Genomic DNA, 20,443 nt, shown 5'->3' with positions numbered 1-20,443 from the left:
TGTTAATTCAAATCGCCCAGCGATTTGTGTTTTCTTTTCCTTTTAAACTGAGTTTGTTTTAGATGTTCGTCACCGCTGATGATGCTGATGTTACCATCAACCTCAAGAATAGCCAATTTTACATCTTTATATTTTTCAATTCCGTGCTCCCTCATGGCTTCTTCAAGTTCCTCGTTGGTAATATCCAACTTGCTGAGTTTGTCGAAATTGAATTTACCATTGTGGATAAGGATTTCAGGATGCTGAGAGATAAAGTCTCTCAGCTTTTTGTTTTTGAACATGAGCTTTTTTAAAGCGTAGTTTAAAGCAAACAAAACGGCTGCAGCAACTAATCCTCCCAATAAGCTTGTGTTGTTACCAACCATAGCATTTTGAACAGCGTTACTGATCAGTAAAATCAATACCACATCAGTAGTGTTGAGCTGTGAAAGCTCCTTTTTGCCGGTTAAGCGAATTGCAACAAGCATAAAGGCATAAACTGCCAAGCTTCTTAAAATGATGTCAAGATATTGATTCATGATCAGGATGCGTTTATTAATACAATATTATTCATATTTAGTTTACAAAACACCTATTTGAATCGAAAATAACCGATTAAAAATTATCTTTGCCACAGTATGCAATTACTACATCAGGTAAAATATTTAATTAAGAAAGAAGTACTGCTGGAATGGCGCTCCAAATATGCACTTAATGGCGTTCTGCTGTATGTAGTATCAACTGTTTTTGTTTGTTTTTTGTCGTTTGTAAGCATAGCTCCAGTTACCTGGAATGCATTGTTTTGGATTATCATGCTTTTTGCTTCCATAAATGCAGTTTCAAAAGGTTTTTTACACGAAAGCAAAGGGCAGCAATTATACATTTATACCATTGCAAGTCCACTTGCACTCATCATTTCCAAAACAGTATACAATGTGCTTTTGATGATGCTTCTTACCCTTATAGCCTTGTTTTTTTACGTGATGGTCTTCGATTATGTGCCTCAGGATCTTGGACTCTACATCATAGCCACGGTATTGGGTAGTTTAAGCTTTTCAACTATTTTTACAATGATTTCAGCAATTGCCTCTAAAGCAGGTAACGGAGGTATGCTAATGGCTATTCTTAGCTTTCCTGTTATTATACCTGTGTTAATTGTACTGATTAAGCTTACAAAAAATGCAATTGACGGCCTGGACAGAAGTGTGAGTTTAGATGAAATTGGCCTGCTTTTGATTATAAATGCACTGGTTGCGGCGGTAACATTACTGCTATTCCCTTATTTATGGAGAGATTGAGCTTTAAAATCCCCTGCCCAGTTATTACCTTTGTTACAATTAAGCCTATATAATGAACAAGATTTGGTGGAAGATTTTAGGGTCGGTATTAGTTTTGTATACCGCCATTGCAGGATTACTATCCGGAGTACCCCATTTGGCCATATTAAATGAGACAATTCGTAACCTGTATTTCCATGTACCCATGTGGTTCGCGATGCTTACATTGTTCTCTATTTCGGTATTCTACAGTGTTAAATATTTATTATACGGTAAGGAATCGGATGATATCAGAGCAATAGAGAGTGTAAATGTGGGGATCATTTTTAGTATACTGGGTCTAATTACAGGCGCAGTCTGGGCTAAATTTACCTGGGGACAGTTCTGGAGTTTTGATGTGAAACAGAATTTTACAGCAGTTGCCATACTTTTATATTTTGCCTATCTGGTACTTAGAAATGCGATTGATGAGCAACAAAAAAGGGCTAAGATATCGGCTATTTACAATATTTTTGCCTTTCCGATGATGGTAGTGCTTATAATGGTATTGCCTCGTTTGTCAGACTCCTTACACCCCGGAAACGGTGGTAATCCGGGCTTTAACAGCTACGATTTAGATAGCCGCATGCGCGCTGTTTTATACCCGGCTTTCATTGGCTGGTCGATAATTGGGTATTGGATTTATACCATTAGATTTAGAATTCGTACAATAGAAAACAAACAAAATTCATAAGATGAAGAAGATCATATTTGCTTTAATGCTGCTATTAAGTTCAGTACAATTATTTGCTCAATCTAATGATGTGGAGATGGCTGATGCTTTACGCAGCAATGGAAAGATATATGTTGTTGTGATCTGCATTGTCATAATTCTTGTTGGTTTATTGATTTATCTATTCTCTCTAGATAAAAGATTAAAAAAAATAGAAAAGAAATCATCTGACAAAAACTAATTTTAAATCGTTTAATCGTCGTTTTTATACCTTTTTAAGGCTAGTGTGTGGCGTACACTAAGTAATTCCGCATTTGTAATAATCGTTTTTTTTAGTGCAATTTTGTACTCATAACTGAGAACTTATTCAAAATTCATAAAAAACAAATAATGGCTAATTCAGCAAATGAGACAAAATTTTTTGCCGACGTGTGTAAAAATTTTGACAGTGCAGCGCAGTTCACTTCCCATCCCGAGGGACTATTAAATCAAATTAAAGCCTGTAACAGTGTGTATCGTTTCCAGTTCCCAATTAGAAGAGGAAATGGATTTGAAGTTATTGATGCATGGCGAGTAGAACACTCTCATCACATGAGCCCAACAAAGGGTGGTATCCGTTACAGTGAGATGGTAAATGAAGATGAGGTAATGGCTTTAGCAGCCCTAATGACTTACAAGTGTGCTATTGTAAATGTTCCTTTTGGCGGGGCAAAAGGTGGTATTTGTATTAATCCTAAGAACTACTCTGTGGCCGAGCTAGAAACTATAACACGCCGCTACACAACTGAGTTGATAAAGAAAAATTTTATTGGTCCTGGTATTGATGTCCCGGCTCCTGATTATGGATCTGGTGAACGTGAAATGAGCTGGATTGCAGATACATATATGACTATGAATCCGGGGCAACTTGATGCTTTAGGTTGTGTTACCGGAAAGCCAATTGCTTTACATGGCATTCGCGGCCGTAAAGAAGCTACCGGACGTGGTGTTGCTTACGCTGTTAAGGAATGCGTTAATGTAGCCGAGGATATGCAAAAGATTGGATTTAAAGCAGGATTAGGCGATAAACGTGTTATTGTTCAGGGCTTAGGAAACGTGGGTTATCATTCAGCTAAATTCCTTTCAGAGTTCGGAGCAACAATTGTTGGTCTTTGCGAGTATGAGGGGGCAATTTACAACGAAAATGGATTAAATATTGATGAAGTTTTTGCTCATCGTAAAAATACAGGATCGATATTGGGATTCCCTGGAGCTACTGATTTCAAAAATTCAATGGAAGGATTAGAGCAACCATGCGATATTTTAGTTCCGGCCGCTTTAGAAAACCAAATTACTGTAAACAACATTCGCAATATAAAAGCAAAAATTATTGCTGAAGGTGCAAATGGGCCAACTACGCCTGAGGCTGAAGAAATATTTACCGAAATGGGAGGGATCATCATACCTGATATGTATTGTAATGCAGGTGGTGTTACTGTTTCTTATTTTGAATGGTTAAAAAACCTCTCGCACGTAGCATTTGGACGCATGGAAAACCGTTATGCAGAGAATTCTAATGCCAACTTAATCAATACCCTAGAAAATCTTACTGGTAAAAAGATCCCAGCTGAAAATCGTTTAATGATTGTTAAGGGAGCTTCTGAGATGGAGCTTGTAAATTCAGGATTAGAGGACACAATGATTCATTCCTACCATGAGATCAGAGAGAATTTAATTACCAAACCTGGTGTTCAAACATTAAGGACCGCTGCTTTTGTGGGTTCAATTGATAAGATCGCAGTTTCTTATATGAACCTTGGTATCTGGCCGTAGGTTTTAAAGACAGCTATTTTAATCCGCATCACACATAGTGATGCGGATTTTTTTTGTCATCAGTTTGCTAATTAAACAGATGTTAAAATTAAAATGCGTTTATCAGCGTATATTACATAAAGCCTGATTATGAAAGTTAAGCTAATATTTTGGATACTTCTGACTACTTTATCTTGCGCTTGTAATGAGGCGCAAAAACTGGAAACTAAAAATGGATTTGCAGTAATAACAGCAGCAAAAAGGGGAGAAGCTGTGGCAACCTATGCTGGTGGCTGTTTCTGGGCAATGCAGGAATGTATGCTGGAGTTAAAGGGAGTGAGTAAGGTTATAAGTGGCTATTCGGGCGGTACTAAACCAAATCCGGGTTATAATGAGGTATTGTCTAAAACTACCGGATATGCGGAAGCGGTACAGGTTTATTATGATCCCAACGTAATAAGCTTTGAAAGACTAACCGAAGCATTTTTCAATGCACACGATCCTACCCAGGAGGATGGACAAGGGCCTGATCTGGGCCCTGATTATCGTTCGATCGCTTTTTATCGGTCGCCTTCAGAGAAAATAATAATTCACAACCTAATTAGTAGAATTGATTCTATAAATGGTTACAACAGGCCGGTGGTAACTGAAGTGATTCCATTTAAAGTCATTTATCCAGCCGAAACCGAACATCAGGATTATTATAGAAGACGTAGCTGGGATCCATACATTAGAAATGTTTCTCGCCCAAAAGTGCTAAAACTCAGAAAAACTATGCCTTACCTCATAAAATCTGAATATAAAGACTAAAAAATGAGCTTTTTGTCAGAGAACTATCAATAAACTGTCATCATCCCGAATTGGATGTAGCTAAAAGACTTTAGGTACTTATATTTTTTATCTTTGTAGGGTTCAATTTATTTTTATTACGACCATGAGAAAAAGTGCAATTGTTGGTTTAATTACTATAGCGATATGTGTAGGTTTTTTAGTTAGTCTAAATGCTGATACAAATAGCTATTCTACATTTACTGAAGCTGCAAAAGATCCTAAGGAATTTCACGTAATGGGATACTGGGAAAAAGAAAAGGGTACATATTACGACGCTCAGAAAGATGCTAACCACTTTGCTTTTTACATGAAGGATCAAAAAGGCATTGTGAATAAAGTTGTTTACAATGGCACTAAACCTCAAGACTTTGAACGCTCCGAAAAACTGGTATTAATCGGCAAGATGAAAGATGATACCTTCTACGCTTCTAAAATACTCATGAAATGTCCATCTAAATATAATAATGATCTTGTAGAAGTCAAGAAGGACGGTAAAGTGGAAAAATACAACTAATCTTAATGGATATACAATTTATTGGAGAGAACCTCCTTCCGGGTAAAGTCGGGCAATTCTTTATTGTTTTAGCATTCGCTGCGTCGTTACTATCAGCCATCTCTTATTTTTTTGCTACCCAAAATAAGGATCTTGCAGATCAATCATGGAAACGCATCGGACGCATCTCATTTCTAATAAACTGGTTTAGTGTAATAGGCATCGGAGCTACACTTTTTTTTCTAATATTAAATCATTACAACGAATACTATTACGTTTATTCACACTCTTCGAAAGAGCTGCCTGTATATTATATTGTGTCAGCATTTTGGGAAGGGCAAGAGGGAAGTTTCTGGTTATGGGCGTTTTGGCAATCATTACTGGGCGTAATATTAATGTGGAAGGCCAGAACCTGGGAAACTGGCGTAATGACCATTGTCGCGTTCTCGCAAGCATTTTTAACTTCAATGTTATTAGGTGTTGAAATCTTTGGCGAAAGAATAGGTAGCTCTCCCTTCATCCTTTTAAGAGATGCTTTAAACCTTAAGGAGATGGCGCCAGTTGTATTTGCTGATCCTGAAAACTTTAAAAACTACCTTAAATTTATAACCGACGGACGCGGATTAAATCCGCTACTTCAAAATTATTGGATGGTTATCCACCCACCGACTTTGTTTTTAGGCTTTGCCAGCATGGTTGTGCCATTTGCTTATGGAATTGCGGGGCTATGGCAAAAGAAATATAAAGAATGGGTAAAACCAGCAATGCCATGGGCATTGTTTGCCGTAATGATTTTGGGGACGGGTATCATTATGGGATCATTTTGGGCATATGAAGCACTTAATTTTGGCGGTTTCTGGGCCTGGGATCCTGTAGAAAATGCTTCTATTATTCCCTGGTTAACCCTCATAGCAGGTGTACACGTAATGATTGCCTTTAAAAATACAGGGCATGCATTCTTTACTGCAATTGTATTGATCTTCCTCAGCTTTGTATTGGTATTATATGCTTCATTTCTTACCAGAAGTGGTATTTTGGGCGAAACATCTGTCCACTCATTTACAGATCTAGGTATGTTTGGGCACCTTATATTATACAATGTTGTCTTTTTGGCCTTACCTGTAATTTTACTGATTGTAAGATGGAAAGAGTTGCCAATTACCAATAAAGACGAAGAAACTTATTCAAGAGAATTCTGGATGTTTATAGGTGCACTAGTAATTACTGTAGCTTGTATTCAGGTAATTTTCTCTACTTCTGTACCTGTGTTTAACGCAGCATTTGGAACTAACTTTGCACCTCCTATAGATGCCATTAAGTACTACAACCAATGGCAGGCTCCGTTTGCTATTTTAGTAACGGTCATATCTGGATTCACCCAGTTCATGAAGTACAAGAGAACTGATATCCGTAAATTCTACAGCAGTCTTGCGGCTACTGTGGTTTTCTCAATTGTAATTACTGCTGGTTTTGTTTATATCACCAATGTATATCATAACCTGATGTATATACTTTTAACCTTTAGCTGTGTTTTTGCAGTTATGTCTAACGCGAAGATTCTGGGACAAGGTTTTGGAGGTAAGCGGAAATTGGTAGGTGCGGCCGTTGCACACATTGGTTTTGCTTTGTTGTTGCTTGGCGCTTTGGTAGCTGCCGCTACTAACAAACCAATCTCTTTAAATGCATCTAACTTTATTCCGGTTAAAGATTTCGAGAAGGCTGAGAAACCTGGAGAGAACATTGTTCTCTACAAAAATGAGCCAAAGAAAATGGGTAAGTACACCGTTACCTATATCAGCGATACTACCGTTGCTCCAAATACTTTTTACAAATTGAACTTTAAAGTTTATGATGAAAGTACTGGCAAAGTAAAAGAAGATTTCGAAGTAAATCCTCATATTCAGTCGAACGAGAAAATGGGGCTTATTGCTTCACCTGACACTAAACATTACTTAACCTACGATATTTATACTCACGTTACCAGCGCTCCTTTGAAAGAAGACAAGGAGCATGGAGACCATGAAGGACATAGTGAAGAAGAAAACTATAAGGCTCCTAGAATTGTGACAGTTAGCGTTGGTGATACTTTACATACAAGTAGTGGGGTACTTACTGTTAAAGCACTAAATCCAAAACCGCAGGCAAAAGATTTAATAATTGGTCCTAAGGATTTAGCTGTAGGTATGCCAATTGAGGTTGACGTTAATGGTAAAATATATAAAACTGAACCTATCTTTTTGGTTAAAGGAAATAACGTATTTGACTTTGCCCGTAATATTGATGATTTAGGGTTAAGGGTTAGGTTTACAAAAGTAATTCCTGATCAAGGCAAAGTAGAATTGCAGGTTTTTGAAAAACCTCAGCAGGCGAAGGACTGGGTTGTTTTTAAATCTATTGAGTTCCCTTACATCAATTTATATTGGATTGGTACAATAGTGATGGTTGCAGGATTTTTAATATCCATTTTCAGGAGACAAAAAGAAGTTAAAGCTGTTTAATGAAAGTAGTCTGTATTGGTTCTGGTAATGTGGCAACGCATTTGGCTAATGCGCTAAAAGCAAAGGGTGTAGATCTGATTCAGATATGGAGCCGTGATTTGGCGAACGCCTCTGAGCTGGCAAAGAACACAAACTCTGTAGCTATCTCAAATCTGGATGAAATTGACCGTTCGGCTGATTTATACATTGTTGCGGTGAAAGATGATGCCATTGCATCAGTATCTGATAGCTTAAGAGAAATAAATGGATTGGTAGTTCATACCTCGGGAGCTACATCAATAGATGCCTTGTCGGCATTGAAAAATTACGGTGTTTTATATCCTCTGCAAACTTTTTCTAAAGCCAAGCCAATTGATTTTGCTAACGTTCCATTATGTATTGAGGCAAGCAATGTACATACTTTGGAGGTCTTAAGAAGTGTCGCGGATATGCTTTCTTCGCCTGTTTATGAAGTGGATAGCGAGAAAAGGAAAATATTGCATTTGGCGGCAGTTTTTGCCTGTAATTTTGTTAACCATCTTTACACATTGAGTGATAAGATAGTGGAACATTTTGAGCTCGACTTTGAGATGCTTAAGCCATTAATAATGGAGACTGCATTAAAAGTACAGACTGAACTGCCTATAAATGTACAAACCGGACCTGCCGTTCGGGATGATGAGCAAACTATGATTAAACATCAGGTTTTACTGAATGGTATGCCTGAATTAAAAGAAATCTATCAAACTTTAAGTAAAAGCATTAAAAAAACACATTTATAGTTATAAATGCCGTTTTTCGTGCTTATTTTTGAACACAATTATGAGTATTTTTAAATTAAAGATAAATTTTGAAGAACAAGGAAAAGAACCTCTTGAATTACCTATTGTAAGTGGAGAATCGGTTCTTGATGCTTGTTTAGATCACGGAATAGAATTACAGCATAACTGTGGCGGAGTATGCGGCTGCAGTACATGTCATGTTTACGTACTAAAGGGAATGGATAATATCCAGGAAATTTCTGATAAAGAAGAAGATTTTATTGACAGAGCTGTTCGTCCTAGAATTACTTCAAGATTAGGTTGCCAGTGTGTTGTTATAGATGGAGACATAGAAGTAACAATCCCTGATCAATCAGAATTTTTAGGTCACTAATATAAATCAATAAATTATACAAAGACATGCAAGATAAATTTGCTTTACCAATATACTGGAATGACCATGAGGATATAGCCCAGGAGTTATATGAGAAATTTGGTGATGATTTTAATGAAGCCAAAATATACCGTATCAGATTCACTGAGTTAATAGAATGGGTATTGGAATTACCTAATTTTAAAGGGACCAGAGAAGAAAGCAGTGAAGGTCATTTGGAGCAAATCCAGTCGGCCTGGGTTTACGAATGGAGAGATAACCAGGATTAGTAAGATATGTTCCTGCAGAAACTTAAAAACATTACCACCCTTATTTTTGATGTGGATGGTGTGCTCACAAATGGTGATATTATTGCATCAGACAGTGGGGAGTTTCTGCGCACATTTAACATTAAAGACGGTTATGCTTTACAGCTGGCCGTGAAAAGGGGTTACCTTATTTGTATCATCTCCGGAGGGCGGGGTTTGGCAATGCAAAGACGTTTTGAAGGTTTAGGTATTGCGGAAGTATTCCTTGGTGTTTCAGATAAAGTAGATGTATTTAATTCTCTTTTGGCTAAGCATAACATTACGGCCGACGAAGTATTGTATATGGGGGATGATATTCCCGATCTTAAAGTGATGCAACTGGTAGGGCTGCCAACGTGCCCTTCAGATGCTGTACCCGAAATAAAAGCAATTTCTGAATATATTTCTCCATATTCAGGAGGTAAAACTGCAGTTCGGGATATTATTGAAAAGGTGCTTAAAGTACAGCAAAAATGGTTCGATGAGAACCCTTCTGCAGCCGATTCGGGAAAGTAGCAGCCTGCAACAATTATGTTACTTCTGTTAGATTAAACCTATTCCACTGTTCATACTCCAATCTCTTACAAAACCGAAGCTAAAAGCTTTATAACTATTAAAAATTGTAAAAGAGTATGAAAAAATTATTGATTATCTGCGGATTGTTATTTAGTGTAATAACATTTGCACAAGCACAACAGGGTCAGGGTCAAGGTGGTCGTAGAGGAGGAACACCTGAAGAGAGAGCAAAAAGAAATACCGAAATGTTGACTAAAAAGCTTAATCTTACGGCGGATCAGCAAACCAAAGTTTCCGCCATTTACCTGAAACAAGCCGAGGGGATGAAAAAATTGCGTGAAGATGCGGCAGGAGATAGAGACGCAATGCGGGCTGCAATGGTGAAATCTAACGAGGAAAGCGATACTAAAATTAATGCTTTGTTAAACGACGACCAGAAAAAAGCTTACACTACCTGGAAAGAAGAGAGAAAAGAAGCAATGAAAAAAAGACAAGATGGTAATGGCGGAGGTCAATAATCATTAAAACATTTAAAATAATAGAAGCGGCATATGGCCGCTTTTGTTATTTTTGAGCAAATTTTAATTATGTATAAGCAGACACTTCCAATAATACTCGCCTCAAAATCTCCACGCAGACAAGAATTGATGAAATCGATGAACCTTGATTTTAAAGTAGTTTTGAAGGAAGTTGATGAAAGCTATCCGAAAGATTTGCTCCCGGCCGAAATTGCGGTTTATATTGCCGAAAAGAAGGCAGCAGCTTTTGCAGATGATAGCCATGAAAACATAGTGATTACTGCAGATACTATTGTTGCCTATAATAATGAAATATTGGGTAAACCTGAGGATGTAACTCATGCTACTGAAATGCTAACCAAACTGTCTGGTACAAACCATCAGGTATACACTGGTGTGAGCATTGCTTATGGGGATAAAATGCATTCTTTTTACGATGTTACTGAAGTGTTTTTTAATCCACTTACAGCAGAACAGATTGATTTTTATATTGCCAATTTTAATCCTTTTGATAAAGCCGGTGCTTATGGTATTCAGGATTGGATAGGCCTTGTAGCTGTCGATAAGATTATTGGTTCTTATACAAATGTAATGGGTTTGCCAACTGAAAAGTTATACAAAGCTTTGTCAGGATTTTAATTCTGATAGCGAATATAGAACGCCCATTTTTAAATCGTAAGTGGACAAACTGATCTGTTTAATCTCAGACAGTGATAAAATGTGATTGGTAAGAATTGCGGCAATCACAATCATATCAACCCTTAATTTTATTAGATCAGGCATGTTTTGGCGTGCTGCATGGGTAGACGTAATTAGTTTTTCTGAAAGGCTATTGTAAGCAGTAAATTCTATAGGCGCAGATTTTATGTTTTCTATATGTGTTTCTTTTAAAATCATACTGGCAAAGGTTTCAAAAGCGCCGGCAGAACCAATCAAATGATCAGGTTTATACAGTGTACAAGCTTCTTTTAAATCTGTGAGCTCATTGTTCAGATGGTTAATAATAGCTGATTTATCCAGCTCACTAATTGGATCTGAATGGAAATAAGCCTGCATTAATCTGGCTGCACCTATGTTATAGCTTTTCTTCCACAGCAGTTCTTTATCATTACAGATAATGAATTCGGTGCTTCCTCCGCCGATATCCATAATCAATGATGTTCCATTGATTGTACCTGTGGCTTTTACTCCTTTATAGATGTATTCAGCTTCTTTATCACCATCAATAACATCTATAATGATGTCTGCGTTTTTCTTTGCAGATTCAACAAAATCAATTCCATTGGCTGCGCTCCTTACTGCGGAGGTAGCAATTGCCAGTGTTTGCTGAACCTGGTACTTGTCAATTTTCTGTTTAAAGTTTTTTAAGGTTTCAATTCCTCGTTCAAATGCTTCGGGTATAATGATGTTTTCGTTAATGCGTCCCTGACCAAGCCTAACGGGTACGTTTGTTTTATAGATTATCTGGACGTTTGTAGCAGATATTTCTGCTATTATCAGGTGGAAGGTATTTGTACCAAGATCAATAACTGCGGCTTTCATTAAAGGTTTATTTGATGGTAAAAGTGCAAAAAAAAAGCCATCCTACTGGACGGCTTTCTAAAAACTATTTAATTATTATTCGAAATATTCTTTCATTTTTTCGAAGAAACTCTTATCGTGCTTACCAGGTTGTGGCTTAAAATTAGGAGAGTCTCTTAATTTCTCAAGCATGCTTCTTTCTTCAGAACTTAGCGCTTTTGGAGTCCATATATTTACATGGATAATCTCATCGCCTCTGTGATATGAATTGATTTCAGGAATACCTTTACCCTTTAAGCGTAATAATTTTCCGCTTTGGGTACCTGGTTCAATTTTGATTTTTGCTTTACCATCAATGGTTGGAACCTCGGCACTATAGCCTAATGCAGCATCAATGATAGAAACGTGTAAATCATAAACTACATTATTGCCTTCGCGTTTTAAAGTTTCATGAGGTATTTCTTCAATCAGGATGATCAGATCTCCGGGGATACCGCCGCTAGGTGCTGCATTACCTTTTCCGCTCATGCTTAATTGCATACCGTCACTTACACCAGCTGGGATATTGATTGTAATTGTTTCCTCGCCACGAACTATACCCTCACCATGGCATGATGTACATTTAGCCGTGATCTGTTGTCCGCTACCATTACAAGTAGGGCAGGTAGAGGTAGTTTGCATCTGACCAAGAATTGTGTTGGTCACTCTGCGAACTGCACCGCTTCCACCACAGGTTTTACATGTACTTACCGATGAGCGATCTTTAGCTCCTGTTCCGTCACATGTTTTACAGCTAATCTGCTTATTTACTTTGATTTTTTTCTCTGTACCGTTGGCAATTTCCTCAAGAGTGAGTTTTACTTTGATGCGCAGGTTAGTTCCTTTAGCTACACGTCGGCCGCCGCGCGACTGCTGACCGCCGCCTCCAAAGAAACTTTCGAAAGGACTGCCACCACCACCAAAAATATCCCCGAATTGACTGAAGATATCTTCCATGTTCATGCCGCCACCGCCATATCCACCGCTAGAAGCTCCGCCAACGCCAGCATGCCCATAATGGTCATAACGTTGTTTCTTTTCCGGATTGCTTAAAACTTCATAGGCCTCGGCAGCCTCTTTAAAGTTGTCTTCGGCAGCCTTATCCCCAGGGTTTTTATCAGGGTGAAATTTGATGGCTAGTTTGCGATAAGCCTTTTTAATTTCTTCGGCAGATGCGCTTTTGGTTACACCAAGTACATCATAAAAATCTCTCTTACTCATAATATTAACTACCCACTACAACTTTAGCAAAGCGAATCACTTTATCATTTAAAGTGTAGCCTTTCTCTAATTCATCAATTACTTTTCCTTTTAACTCTTCATTTGGGGCAGGTATTTTAGTAATAGCCTCATGGTTATCAGTATCAAAAACATTGTTGATGCTTTCCATTTCTTTTAAACCTTTTTGAGCTAAAATGCTTTTTAGCTTGCTATGTACTAACGCAACGCCTTCACGGATTGGATTTATATCAGTAGCAGTTTCTATGGCCTTGGTGGCACGATCAAAATCGTCTAAAACAGGTAACAGTGAAACTATTACATCTTTTCCCGCAGTTTGTAAAAGCTCACTACGCTCTTTTTGGGTACGACGTTTGAAATTGTCAAACTCGGCAAACAAGCGTAGATATTTATCGTTTAAAGCTGCATTCTCTTGTTGTAATTTTTCTTCGGCAGAAAGCTCTGGCACAACTTCGGTTTCCGTAACTGGATTTTCTGCAGTTACTTCTTCAGTATTTATTTGATCTTCGGTATTATTCATCTGCTCTTCAGCGTTATTTTTCACAATTGGATCTGTGTTATCGTTCTTTTTCTTCTTGCTAAACATGGTATAGTAGAATTTTTGATTGTAAACTCAAAAGTTTTGCCAATGAAATATATCAGTCATGGTGTCAGTTTTATTTAAAATAAACTGACGCGAATGACTGAAAAGGAATGTTTTGTCAGATTTTGGCGGTTAAACAATTTGTGCATCTTCATGCACAATTCCACCTTCACATTTGATAATTCTTGAAGGGAAAGTTCTTATAATATGATAATCGTGGGTAGCCATAAGTACGGCAGTTCCACTCTGACTAATCTGTTTAAGCAACATTACTATTTCTTCTGATGTATCAGGGTCTAAGTTCCCTGTAGGTTCATCAGCAAGTATTATTTCTGGGTTATTTAATAATGCACGTGCAATTACAACGCGTTGCTGCTCGCCGCCCGAAAGCTCATGCGGCATTTTTCTGATCTTTGATCGTAAGCCTACCTTTTCAAGAACATCTTTTATACGTTCTTCAATTAAGGCTTGATCTTTCCAACCTGTAGCTTTTAATACGAACTCAAGATTTTTTTCAATTGTTCTGTCGGTAAGCAGTTGAAAATCCTGGAATACAATTCCTAATTTTCTGCGTAAATAGGGTACATCTTTAATGGCCAGGTTTTTTAAATCGAAGCCAGCAATTTGTCCGTCGCCATTACCGATATGAAGATCTCCGTAAATGATTTTAAGTAAACTGCTTTTCCCGGAACCGGTTTGGCCAATTAAAAAAACGAACTCTCCTTTATCAACATTTAAATTTACATCTGATAAGACCAGATGTTTTTGTTGAAATACATCTACATTCTTTAGATTTATAACTGCGTTTCCTGTCATTTTTAAATATCTATTTTAGCAATTTGTCCAAAGGGCAAATCATTTACAAAATTCATAATGTAGGGCAATTTATCACCTAAGCCCAATTTTTCAAGCGATTTATCAGGCCTGTCTACCCTAAAGTAGGCCAATAAGGTAAATTTATCATCCCTTAATTGTACGTAATCAGGGATCTTGGCAATGCCTTTTACTTTAATAACATACATTAGGTCAAAAATAGTATTTCAAATTGAGAATTAAGGCATGTGATGTATTTATCTAATCAAGGTAAGCGATCCGGTAACTGGTTTCATGCCATTTTTCAGATCGATGATGTAGTAATAAACACCAACAGGAACATCCTCATTTCTGTACTTCCCATCCCAGGGCTTTTCATAGCCGGTACTTTCAAAGATGAGGGTTCCATAACGATTCATGACTTTTACCACAGGGGCATCCAGAGCATCTATAGCGGTGATATTCCACGCATCATTAATATTGTCGCCATTTGGACTAAAAGCATTTGGAACTGTAAGTCCGTTATAGACCTTAACAAATACCGTGTCCAGAGCGGTTACACAGCCCATAGTCGATTCTGCGTGCAGGATATAGTCTGTATCCTCTTTAGGCGATACCCTGGGAGTAAGGGAATTTTTATCATCAATATCAGTATTCGGTGTCCAGAAATACCTTACTCCATCTCCTGACACACTTCCGTTTAGTTTGACATCATATCCACTTAATATTTTTTTATCAGGACCCGCATCAGCAGCTGGTACTTTGTTAACAATTACATCTACCTGGGCCTCCCTGTAACACGTACCACTTTTTACTTGAACTGTATATAATGTAGTTACAGTTGGCGAAGCGATGGGATTCGCAACATTTGGATCTGAAAGCCCAATTGTCGGCGACCAGGAGTAGCTTGTACCCCCTGAAGCATTCAGTTGTACACTAGTTCCCTCACAAATCTGGGGTGCCGGATTGTCTACAACCGGAATTGGTGGAGGAATAACGTTCACATTTATTGCGGAAGTAACCTCACATCCCAGACTTTTTACGGTAAGGGTATAGGAGCCAGACATACTTGCTGTAGCATCTAGAATTACAGGCGATTTTTCTGTCGAAAATAAAGTTCCATTGGGCCTTCGCCATTCGTAGGTACCGTCTGTACTTACATCAAACATTATGGCATCTCCTATACATACAGGCCCATTGCTTATTGCGTTTACCATTGGGGGCGAGTTTACTTTAACGGTTAAGATAGGGGATACTGTTCGGCAATTAGGAGAATTAAAATTTCCTGGTTCAGCTGCAGTTAATCTGTAATTGTACAATCCAGGAATCGCATTAGTAAATGACTCATTATAACTTGAAGGATTTGTAGCCCCGGGAATATCAGCCCAGCTGCCACCATTGTCTTTTTGCCACTGGTACCGGAGGGTTCCCGAACCCACTGTTTGAGCCGACAGATTTAAGGTTGTGGTGGTCCCTTCACAAATATCTTGAACTCGATTAAAACTAGTGCCTATTCCAGCTTTAATATCTGGTCCGCAGGCTCTGAATGTGATGTCATCTATCACGATATCATTTCCACCAGCATCATTTACATTAAAAACATTATTGATCATTCTGATTTTCACGCGTGTTGAAGTTGTGGTTTGAAAAATGAACCCATATTGCCTCCAATTACGGTCTTGATCCGGAATGTCACCAGTGTTATAACTACCTAATTCTATATCATTCATATCTAATACTACAAATGTGATATTTGGCTTTAAGCCGGAATAGTCAAGCATGTTCAGTAGCCATGCAGCAAATTCGTATTTGGTATTTGGACAGAGATTAATCTGTACATCTGATTCATAAAAAATACCAGGATTGCGGTCTGCATTTACAACCATCATATAGCCGTCTACATCATCAGGGGTATGATTGGTTACTGCATACCAATTCCTGTTCATGCCAATAGTTGTTTTTGCAATAGTATAGGTGCCGTCCCGTACATTTCTGTCGCTTACATAGGTATAACTGCTAAAGCCAGGATCGGGGCCAGCATCCGCACTTCCTCTTCCAAAATCTATGTTCACTACCGGATCTCCTAAAGAGCCGGTACATACCTGTGCCTTCACCTTTGCAGCACTAAAGGTGAGCAGTAAAAACAATGCGGTAAGTTTTGTATATCCCCAGGTCAATACAGTTATTTAAGCTAATACAATATACTGCTTATTCTCTGTATTTTAAACAGCCTTGCTATACCTAATGTACCCGTCTGAATCTTACTTATGCCGTCTACCATAATAACATAGAAGACAAATTATAATGGGCTAAAATTATTATTTTAGTTAAGTGCCTTATTGTTAGTTGTTTGAGGTGTTTTTTTAACGAAAGAGCACAAGAATGGACGTATTGCTAAAAACCGTCTTAAATACCGTAAAGTAACATTTTTTATCTAAAGCAACCGTTTGTGTTGAATTATTGATATATCTAACTTATTTGGTTTTCCTATCATTTGCATATGTAATGAATTGTGAATGAATATGTCTTTATAGTTAAATTATTTCCAATATTGTTTAAGACTTATATCTTGATATGAGGACTATGTATAATCTTATTTGGTTAATGCAAACGGTTGCGTTGTTAAAGATTGTTAAATGACATTTCAATAACACTAGATTAGGGCTATCAACTAAAACAGCAATAATATTTTTAGCACATAAAAGCTTGAGAATTAATTATTAACCATTAACCAGGATTTGATTTAGGGCATCAAACCAGAACAACAAATAACCATATATAATTTTAAACGAGGGAATTAGGTAAACCTCAATTAGCTATTTACAATAAATATAGCCGGGGAATTCCTATGCCTTAATTGTATTAACAAACTAACTTAAACTAACAACTAACCAACCCATGAAAAATCAAGTCACCTAACTGCAATTGGTGAATATGGCTATCCAGGAATAGTCCAGCCACTTAACAGATTGAAAGAAAATCGCTCTTCATTGAATTCAACTATTTGATTTTAAACTAAAAAAATGTTTATGAATAATTTTTACAAGAAGCAACTCTTGACCTGCCTGTTGCTACTGTTTTCTGTAATTGCATTCGCACAAAAAAAGATTAGCGGAACAGTTAAAGGATCAGACGACGGTGGTCCTCTTCCAGGAGTATCCGTTACATTAAAAGGAACCTCTAAGGGGGTTAGTACAGATGGAAATGGAAAATTTACAATTGATGCACCTGCAGATGGTGTTCTTCATTTTTCATATATAGGATATAATGCCAAGGATGTAAACATTGCCGGGCAAACTGAGGTCAATGTTCAATTGGCTCCTTCTGCAAATGCGCTTAAAGATGTAGTCGTAATTGGATACCAGGAAGTATCAAGGAAAAAAACTACTGCAGCAGTATCTACAGTAAAAGCTAAAGACATTGAAAATTTACCATCTCCAACATTTGATAAACTCTTGCAAGGTAGGGTGGCGGGACTAAATGTTCAGGCATTCTCAGGTGAGCCCGGTGGTACACCAACATTTGTTGTACGTGGTAATTCATCAATCGGAAGAGCAGTAAATGCAGCACGTGCCTTAAGCAGCCCATTATTTGTGATAGATGGAATTCCTATTTCAAGTGAGGATGTAACCTCATTTGGAGATTTAACAGGAACCAACTTCATTGCAGGAATAAATCCTAATGATATAGAATCCATTGATGTTTTAAAAGATGCTGCAGCCGCATCAATCTATGGATCAAGAGGTGCAAACGGAGTAGTAGTTGTTAAAACTAAGCGTGGTAAGTCTGGTAAACCTGAGATTAATGTAAGTGCGTATACCGGTGTTTCTAAACAAGGTGAGATGCAAGAGTACATCACAGGTGCTCAGGAGCGCAGGTATAAAATGGATTATTTGAACAAGTACGCCAGCCATGAGCAACAGGGGCTATATCCTATGATACTAACCGATAGTTTAAATCCTGCATTTAATAATGCGAACGATTGGCAGGGAATATTTTATCGCACAGGTATCATTCAAAATTATGATGCTTCTGCATCTGGTGGCTCAGAGACTATGAATTATCGCTTTAGTGGTAACTACTACAACGAGGGTGGTATTATTAAAGGAACAGGTTTTAAACGTTATACCATGTCGGGATCAATGGGAGTTAAGCTTTCAGAGCGTCTTAAACTTGATGCATTATTTAGATTGTCGAGGGGAGACCGCGCCAGAGGACGTGGACAAGCACCTTGGGAAAACCCTCTTCCAATAAATGCAGGGACGTTTCCAACTTCACTGTTATATATAAGTGATGTGGATATGCAAAACTTTACAGGTGTGCTGGATCAGGTTAAGGATAAGAATATCAATGATGATATTACGTCTAGTATAACACTAAATTACGATATCAGTAAAAAGTTTCATTTTCAAACACAAGGATCGTTGCAATCAAGCAAAGGCGGCAGAGACATCTTTAGGCCAAGTATTTTGGATGCGGAGGGTAATTTTTATGCTCAATCGTCTAGATCGAACTTTGATAACTTTAATATAGACAACCTTCTTTCGTATACTACTTCGGTGAATAATGACCACCACATTACCGTACTGGGTGGAAATACGATAAACTACCTGACAAGAGAATATACAGGGATTGGGGGGATTGGAAAAGGGAATAATGTAATTTCTACTGTTCAGGGTATTAATGAATATGCGTATAGTGATCCATACGGTAATATGATAACGGGGTCTAAACGCGAAGCTTCAGGAATGCTGTCGTTTTTCGGAAGAGCAAGTTATGATTATAAAGATAAGTATCTCTTCTCTGTTAGTTTCCGTGCCGATGCCTCATCTCGTTTTGGTAAGAATTACAGGTGGGCCCACTTTCCTTCTGTTTCGGCAGGTTGGGTAATATCTGACGAGCCGTTTATGAAATCAGCAGAGAATTGGGTGTCATTACTGAAAATAAGAGGTAGTTATGGTGTTTCAGGTAACTTACCGGCCGATTACTATGCGCCATTTAACTCATACATTACCGGAAATGGTGGTGCAGGGTATCAAGGCTCTGCCGCTACAAATACCTACAATGGTGTAAACTCGGTAACTTATAATCCCGGATCTATTACACAAGATAATTTAACATGGGAAAGATCAATCCAATCGAATATTGGTATTGATGCAGAATTATTTAAAAGCAGATTAAACATATCTGTTGATGCTTATAACCGTGGTACATCAGACCTTATTTTCGATTTGATTATGCCGGTTACCAGCGGGTATGATAAAGTTAGAACTAATGCTGTTGATGTTAGGAATTTAGGGGTTGATTTAAATGTTACAGGAAGAGTATTCAGTCCTGAGAGCAAATTTCAATGGAATCCAAGATTGGTAATGTCATTCAACAAAAATCAAATCATGTCGTTGCCTAATGGTAATAGAGACATTATGGTTACAGATGGTAATACAGGTACTACTTTTATACTTACAAAAGGGCGTCCTATTTATGAATATTTCCTGGTTAAATCGGCAGGGGTATATACAGATAAAAATGAAATCCCTTTTGATCCGCGCACTGGAGATCTGATTACTTATTGGAACGGATCGCAGACTGCAAAACCTGGCTCATACAGATGGATAGATCAAAACTTTGACTATGATGTATGGGATCATTTTGATAAAGTAAGGGTTGGTAATCCGAATCCAAGAATTACAGGTGGTTTAAGCAATACCTTTACTTATAAAAATTTCTCTCTTGAAGTTTTTACAACCTTCTTATTAGGCAGAGAGGTGTATAACACTTATATCTCAAGTTTACTTGATCAATATAAACAACTTGGAAGCTTCCCAAACACTGGGCTTATCAATCTGGATAAATTGCCTATATGGCGTAAACCGGGCGATAAGGCTACCTACGCCGACTTAAATCCTTACGGTGATTATTATTATCAGTTTAATAATTTCTCTTCAGCCTATATGGAAGATGGATCTTATGCGAAAATTAAATACATCAATTTAGCTTATAATGTTCCGACCAAGTTGCTGGAAAAATTAAAAATGAAACGCTTGCAGGTTTATACCATCATAGATAATGTTTACTCTTTCCAGAAATCAACATTACCGGATGTTGAAGCAGTGAATGAGCTGGGAATATATACAGGAGATAGTTATCCGGTACCTAGAAAATTCACCTTTGGTATTCAGGCATCTTTTTAAGCGGCTTTAAATAAATAATTA

21 protein-coding genes are annotated in these 20,443 nt (G+C 37.7%); 14 read left to right on the top strand and 7 right to left on the bottom strand.

Annotated elements, in window-relative coordinates; all coding sequences use genetic code 11:
- Positions 1-2: 2 nt before the first annotated feature.
- Entirely contained in the window at positions 3-518 is a 516-nt protein-coding gene (locus HQN86_RS09325) for a DUF421 domain-containing protein (RefSeq protein ID WP_172660724.1), read from the bottom strand.
- A 99-nt stretch (positions 519-617) separates the two neighbouring features.
- On the opposite strand from HQN86_RS09325, the gene HQN86_RS09320 reads away from it, so the two are divergent.
- From HQN86_RS09320 to HQN86_RS09260, 13 genes are all read left to right on the top strand, one after another.
- Positions 618-1,277, top strand: a complete 660-nt coding sequence (locus tag HQN86_RS09320; protein ID WP_172660723.1) for a heme exporter protein CcmB — start codon at positions 618-620, stop codon at positions 1,275-1,277.
- Between the two features lie 52 nt (positions 1,278-1,329).
- Entirely contained in the window at positions 1,330-1,989 is a 660-nt protein-coding gene (ccsA, locus tag HQN86_RS09315) for a cytochrome c biogenesis protein CcsA (protein ID WP_172660722.1), read from the top strand.
- 1 nt (position 1,990) lies between these two features.
- Positions 1,991-2,209 (top strand): CcmD family protein, encoded by a 219-nt coding sequence (locus HQN86_RS09310; protein ID WP_172660721.1) that lies wholly within the window; start codon positions 1,991-1,993, stop codon positions 2,207-2,209.
- Positions 2,210-2,358: 149 nt separating this feature from the next.
- Complete coding sequence (locus tag HQN86_RS09305; protein WP_048904281.1) at positions 2,359-3,780, top strand: Glu/Leu/Phe/Val family dehydrogenase; 1,422 nt, start codon at positions 2,359-2,361, stop codon at positions 3,778-3,780.
- Between the two features lie 129 nt (positions 3,781-3,909).
- Positions 3,910-4,569, top strand: coding sequence for a peptide-methionine (S)-S-oxide reductase MsrA (msrA, locus tag HQN86_RS09300; protein WP_172660720.1), 660 nt, complete (start codon positions 3,910-3,912; stop codon positions 4,567-4,569).
- A 124-nt stretch (positions 4,570-4,693) separates the two neighbouring features.
- The gene (locus HQN86_RS09295) at positions 4,694-5,104 is read left to right on the top strand and encodes a cytochrome c maturation protein CcmE domain-containing protein (protein WP_172660719.1); all 411 of its coding nucleotides are present in this window, start codon (positions 4,694-4,696) and stop codon (positions 5,102-5,104) included.
- A 5-nt stretch (positions 5,105-5,109) separates the two neighbouring features.
- Positions 5,110-7,581, top strand: a complete 2,472-nt coding sequence (ccsA, locus tag HQN86_RS09290; RefSeq protein WP_172660718.1) for a cytochrome c biogenesis protein CcsA — start codon at positions 5,110-5,112, stop codon at positions 7,579-7,581.
- The gene (locus HQN86_RS09285; protein ID WP_172660717.1) at positions 7,581-8,342 is read left to right on the top strand and encodes a Rossmann-like and DUF2520 domain-containing protein; all 762 of its coding nucleotides are present in this window, start codon (positions 7,581-7,583) and stop codon (positions 8,340-8,342) included. Before ccsA (HQN86_RS09290) ends, HQN86_RS09285 begins: the two co-directional genes overlap by 1 nt.
- A 40-nt stretch (positions 8,343-8,382) precedes the next feature.
- Positions 8,383-8,715: a 2Fe-2S iron-sulfur cluster-binding protein gene (locus tag HQN86_RS09280; RefSeq protein WP_048904285.1), complete on the top strand. Its 333-nt coding sequence runs from the start codon at positions 8,383-8,385 to the stop codon at positions 8,713-8,715.
- Positions 8,716-8,741: 26 nt separating this feature from the next.
- Positions 8,742-8,984, top strand: coding sequence for a Fe-S cluster assembly protein IscX (gene iscX / locus HQN86_RS09275; RefSeq protein WP_048904286.1), 243 nt, complete (start codon positions 8,742-8,744; stop codon positions 8,982-8,984).
- Between the two features lie 6 nt (positions 8,985-8,990).
- Entirely contained in the window at positions 8,991-9,518 is a 528-nt protein-coding gene (locus HQN86_RS09270) for a KdsC family phosphatase (RefSeq protein WP_172660716.1), read from the top strand.
- A 116-nt stretch (positions 9,519-9,634) separates the two neighbouring features.
- Entirely contained in the window at positions 9,635-10,036 is a 402-nt protein-coding gene (locus HQN86_RS09265; RefSeq protein ID WP_172660715.1) for a periplasmic heavy metal sensor, read from the top strand.
- 69 nt (positions 10,037-10,105) lie between these two features.
- Positions 10,106-10,675, top strand: coding sequence for a Maf family protein (locus HQN86_RS09260; RefSeq protein WP_172660714.1), 570 nt, complete (start codon positions 10,106-10,108; stop codon positions 10,673-10,675).
- Here HQN86_RS09260 and HQN86_RS09255 read toward each other — a convergent pair.
- From HQN86_RS09255 to HQN86_RS09230, 6 genes are all read right to left on the bottom strand, one after another.
- Positions 10,664-11,578, bottom strand: coding sequence for a Ppx/GppA phosphatase family protein (locus HQN86_RS09255; RefSeq protein WP_172660713.1), 915 nt, complete (start codon positions 11,576-11,578; stop codon positions 10,664-10,666). The genes HQN86_RS09260 and HQN86_RS09255 overlap by 12 nt on opposite strands.
- Before the next feature lie 75 nt (positions 11,579-11,653).
- The gene (gene dnaJ / locus HQN86_RS09250; protein ID WP_172660712.1) at positions 11,654-12,817 is read right to left on the bottom strand and encodes a molecular chaperone DnaJ; all 1,164 of its coding nucleotides are present in this window, start codon (positions 12,815-12,817) and stop codon (positions 11,654-11,656) included.
- 4 nt (positions 12,818-12,821) lie between these two features.
- Positions 12,822-13,421 (bottom strand): nucleotide exchange factor GrpE, encoded by a 600-nt coding sequence (locus HQN86_RS09245; protein ID WP_172660711.1) that lies wholly within the window; start codon positions 13,419-13,421, stop codon positions 12,822-12,824.
- Between the two features lie 129 nt (positions 13,422-13,550).
- Positions 13,551-14,234 carry a cell division ATP-binding protein FtsE gene (locus tag HQN86_RS09240; protein ID WP_048904291.1) on the bottom strand — a complete coding sequence of 228 codons (684 nt, stop codon included), beginning with the start codon at positions 14,232-14,234 and terminating at the stop codon, positions 13,551-13,553.
- Positions 14,235-14,236: 2 nt separating this feature from the next.
- Positions 14,237-14,440, bottom strand: coding sequence for a hypothetical protein (locus HQN86_RS09235; protein ID WP_048904292.1), 204 nt, complete (start codon positions 14,438-14,440; stop codon positions 14,237-14,239).
- 48 nt (positions 14,441-14,488) lie between these two features.
- A complete protein-coding gene (locus tag HQN86_RS09230; RefSeq protein ID WP_172660710.1) occupies positions 14,489-16,408 on the bottom strand; it encodes a gliding motility-associated C-terminal domain-containing protein in 1,920 nt (639 codons plus the stop codon).
- Between the two features lie 852 nt (positions 16,409-17,260).
- On the opposite strand from HQN86_RS09230, the gene HQN86_RS09225 reads away from it, so the two are divergent.
- Positions 17,261-20,422 carry a SusC/RagA family TonB-linked outer membrane protein gene (locus tag HQN86_RS09225; protein ID WP_172660709.1) on the top strand — a complete coding sequence of 1,054 codons (3,162 nt, stop codon included), beginning with the start codon at positions 17,261-17,263 and terminating at the stop codon, positions 20,420-20,422.
- The last annotated feature ends 21 nt before the right edge of the window (positions 20,423-20,443 follow it).

The organism is Pedobacter panaciterrae, from assembly GCF_013204795.1.
GTDB classification, from domain to species: Bacteria; Bacteroidota; Bacteroidia; order Sphingobacteriales; family Sphingobacteriaceae; genus Pedobacter; species Pedobacter panaciterrae.
Note: the sequence above shows the minus strand (reverse complement) of the source record. Positions and strands in the feature narration are given on the sequence as shown.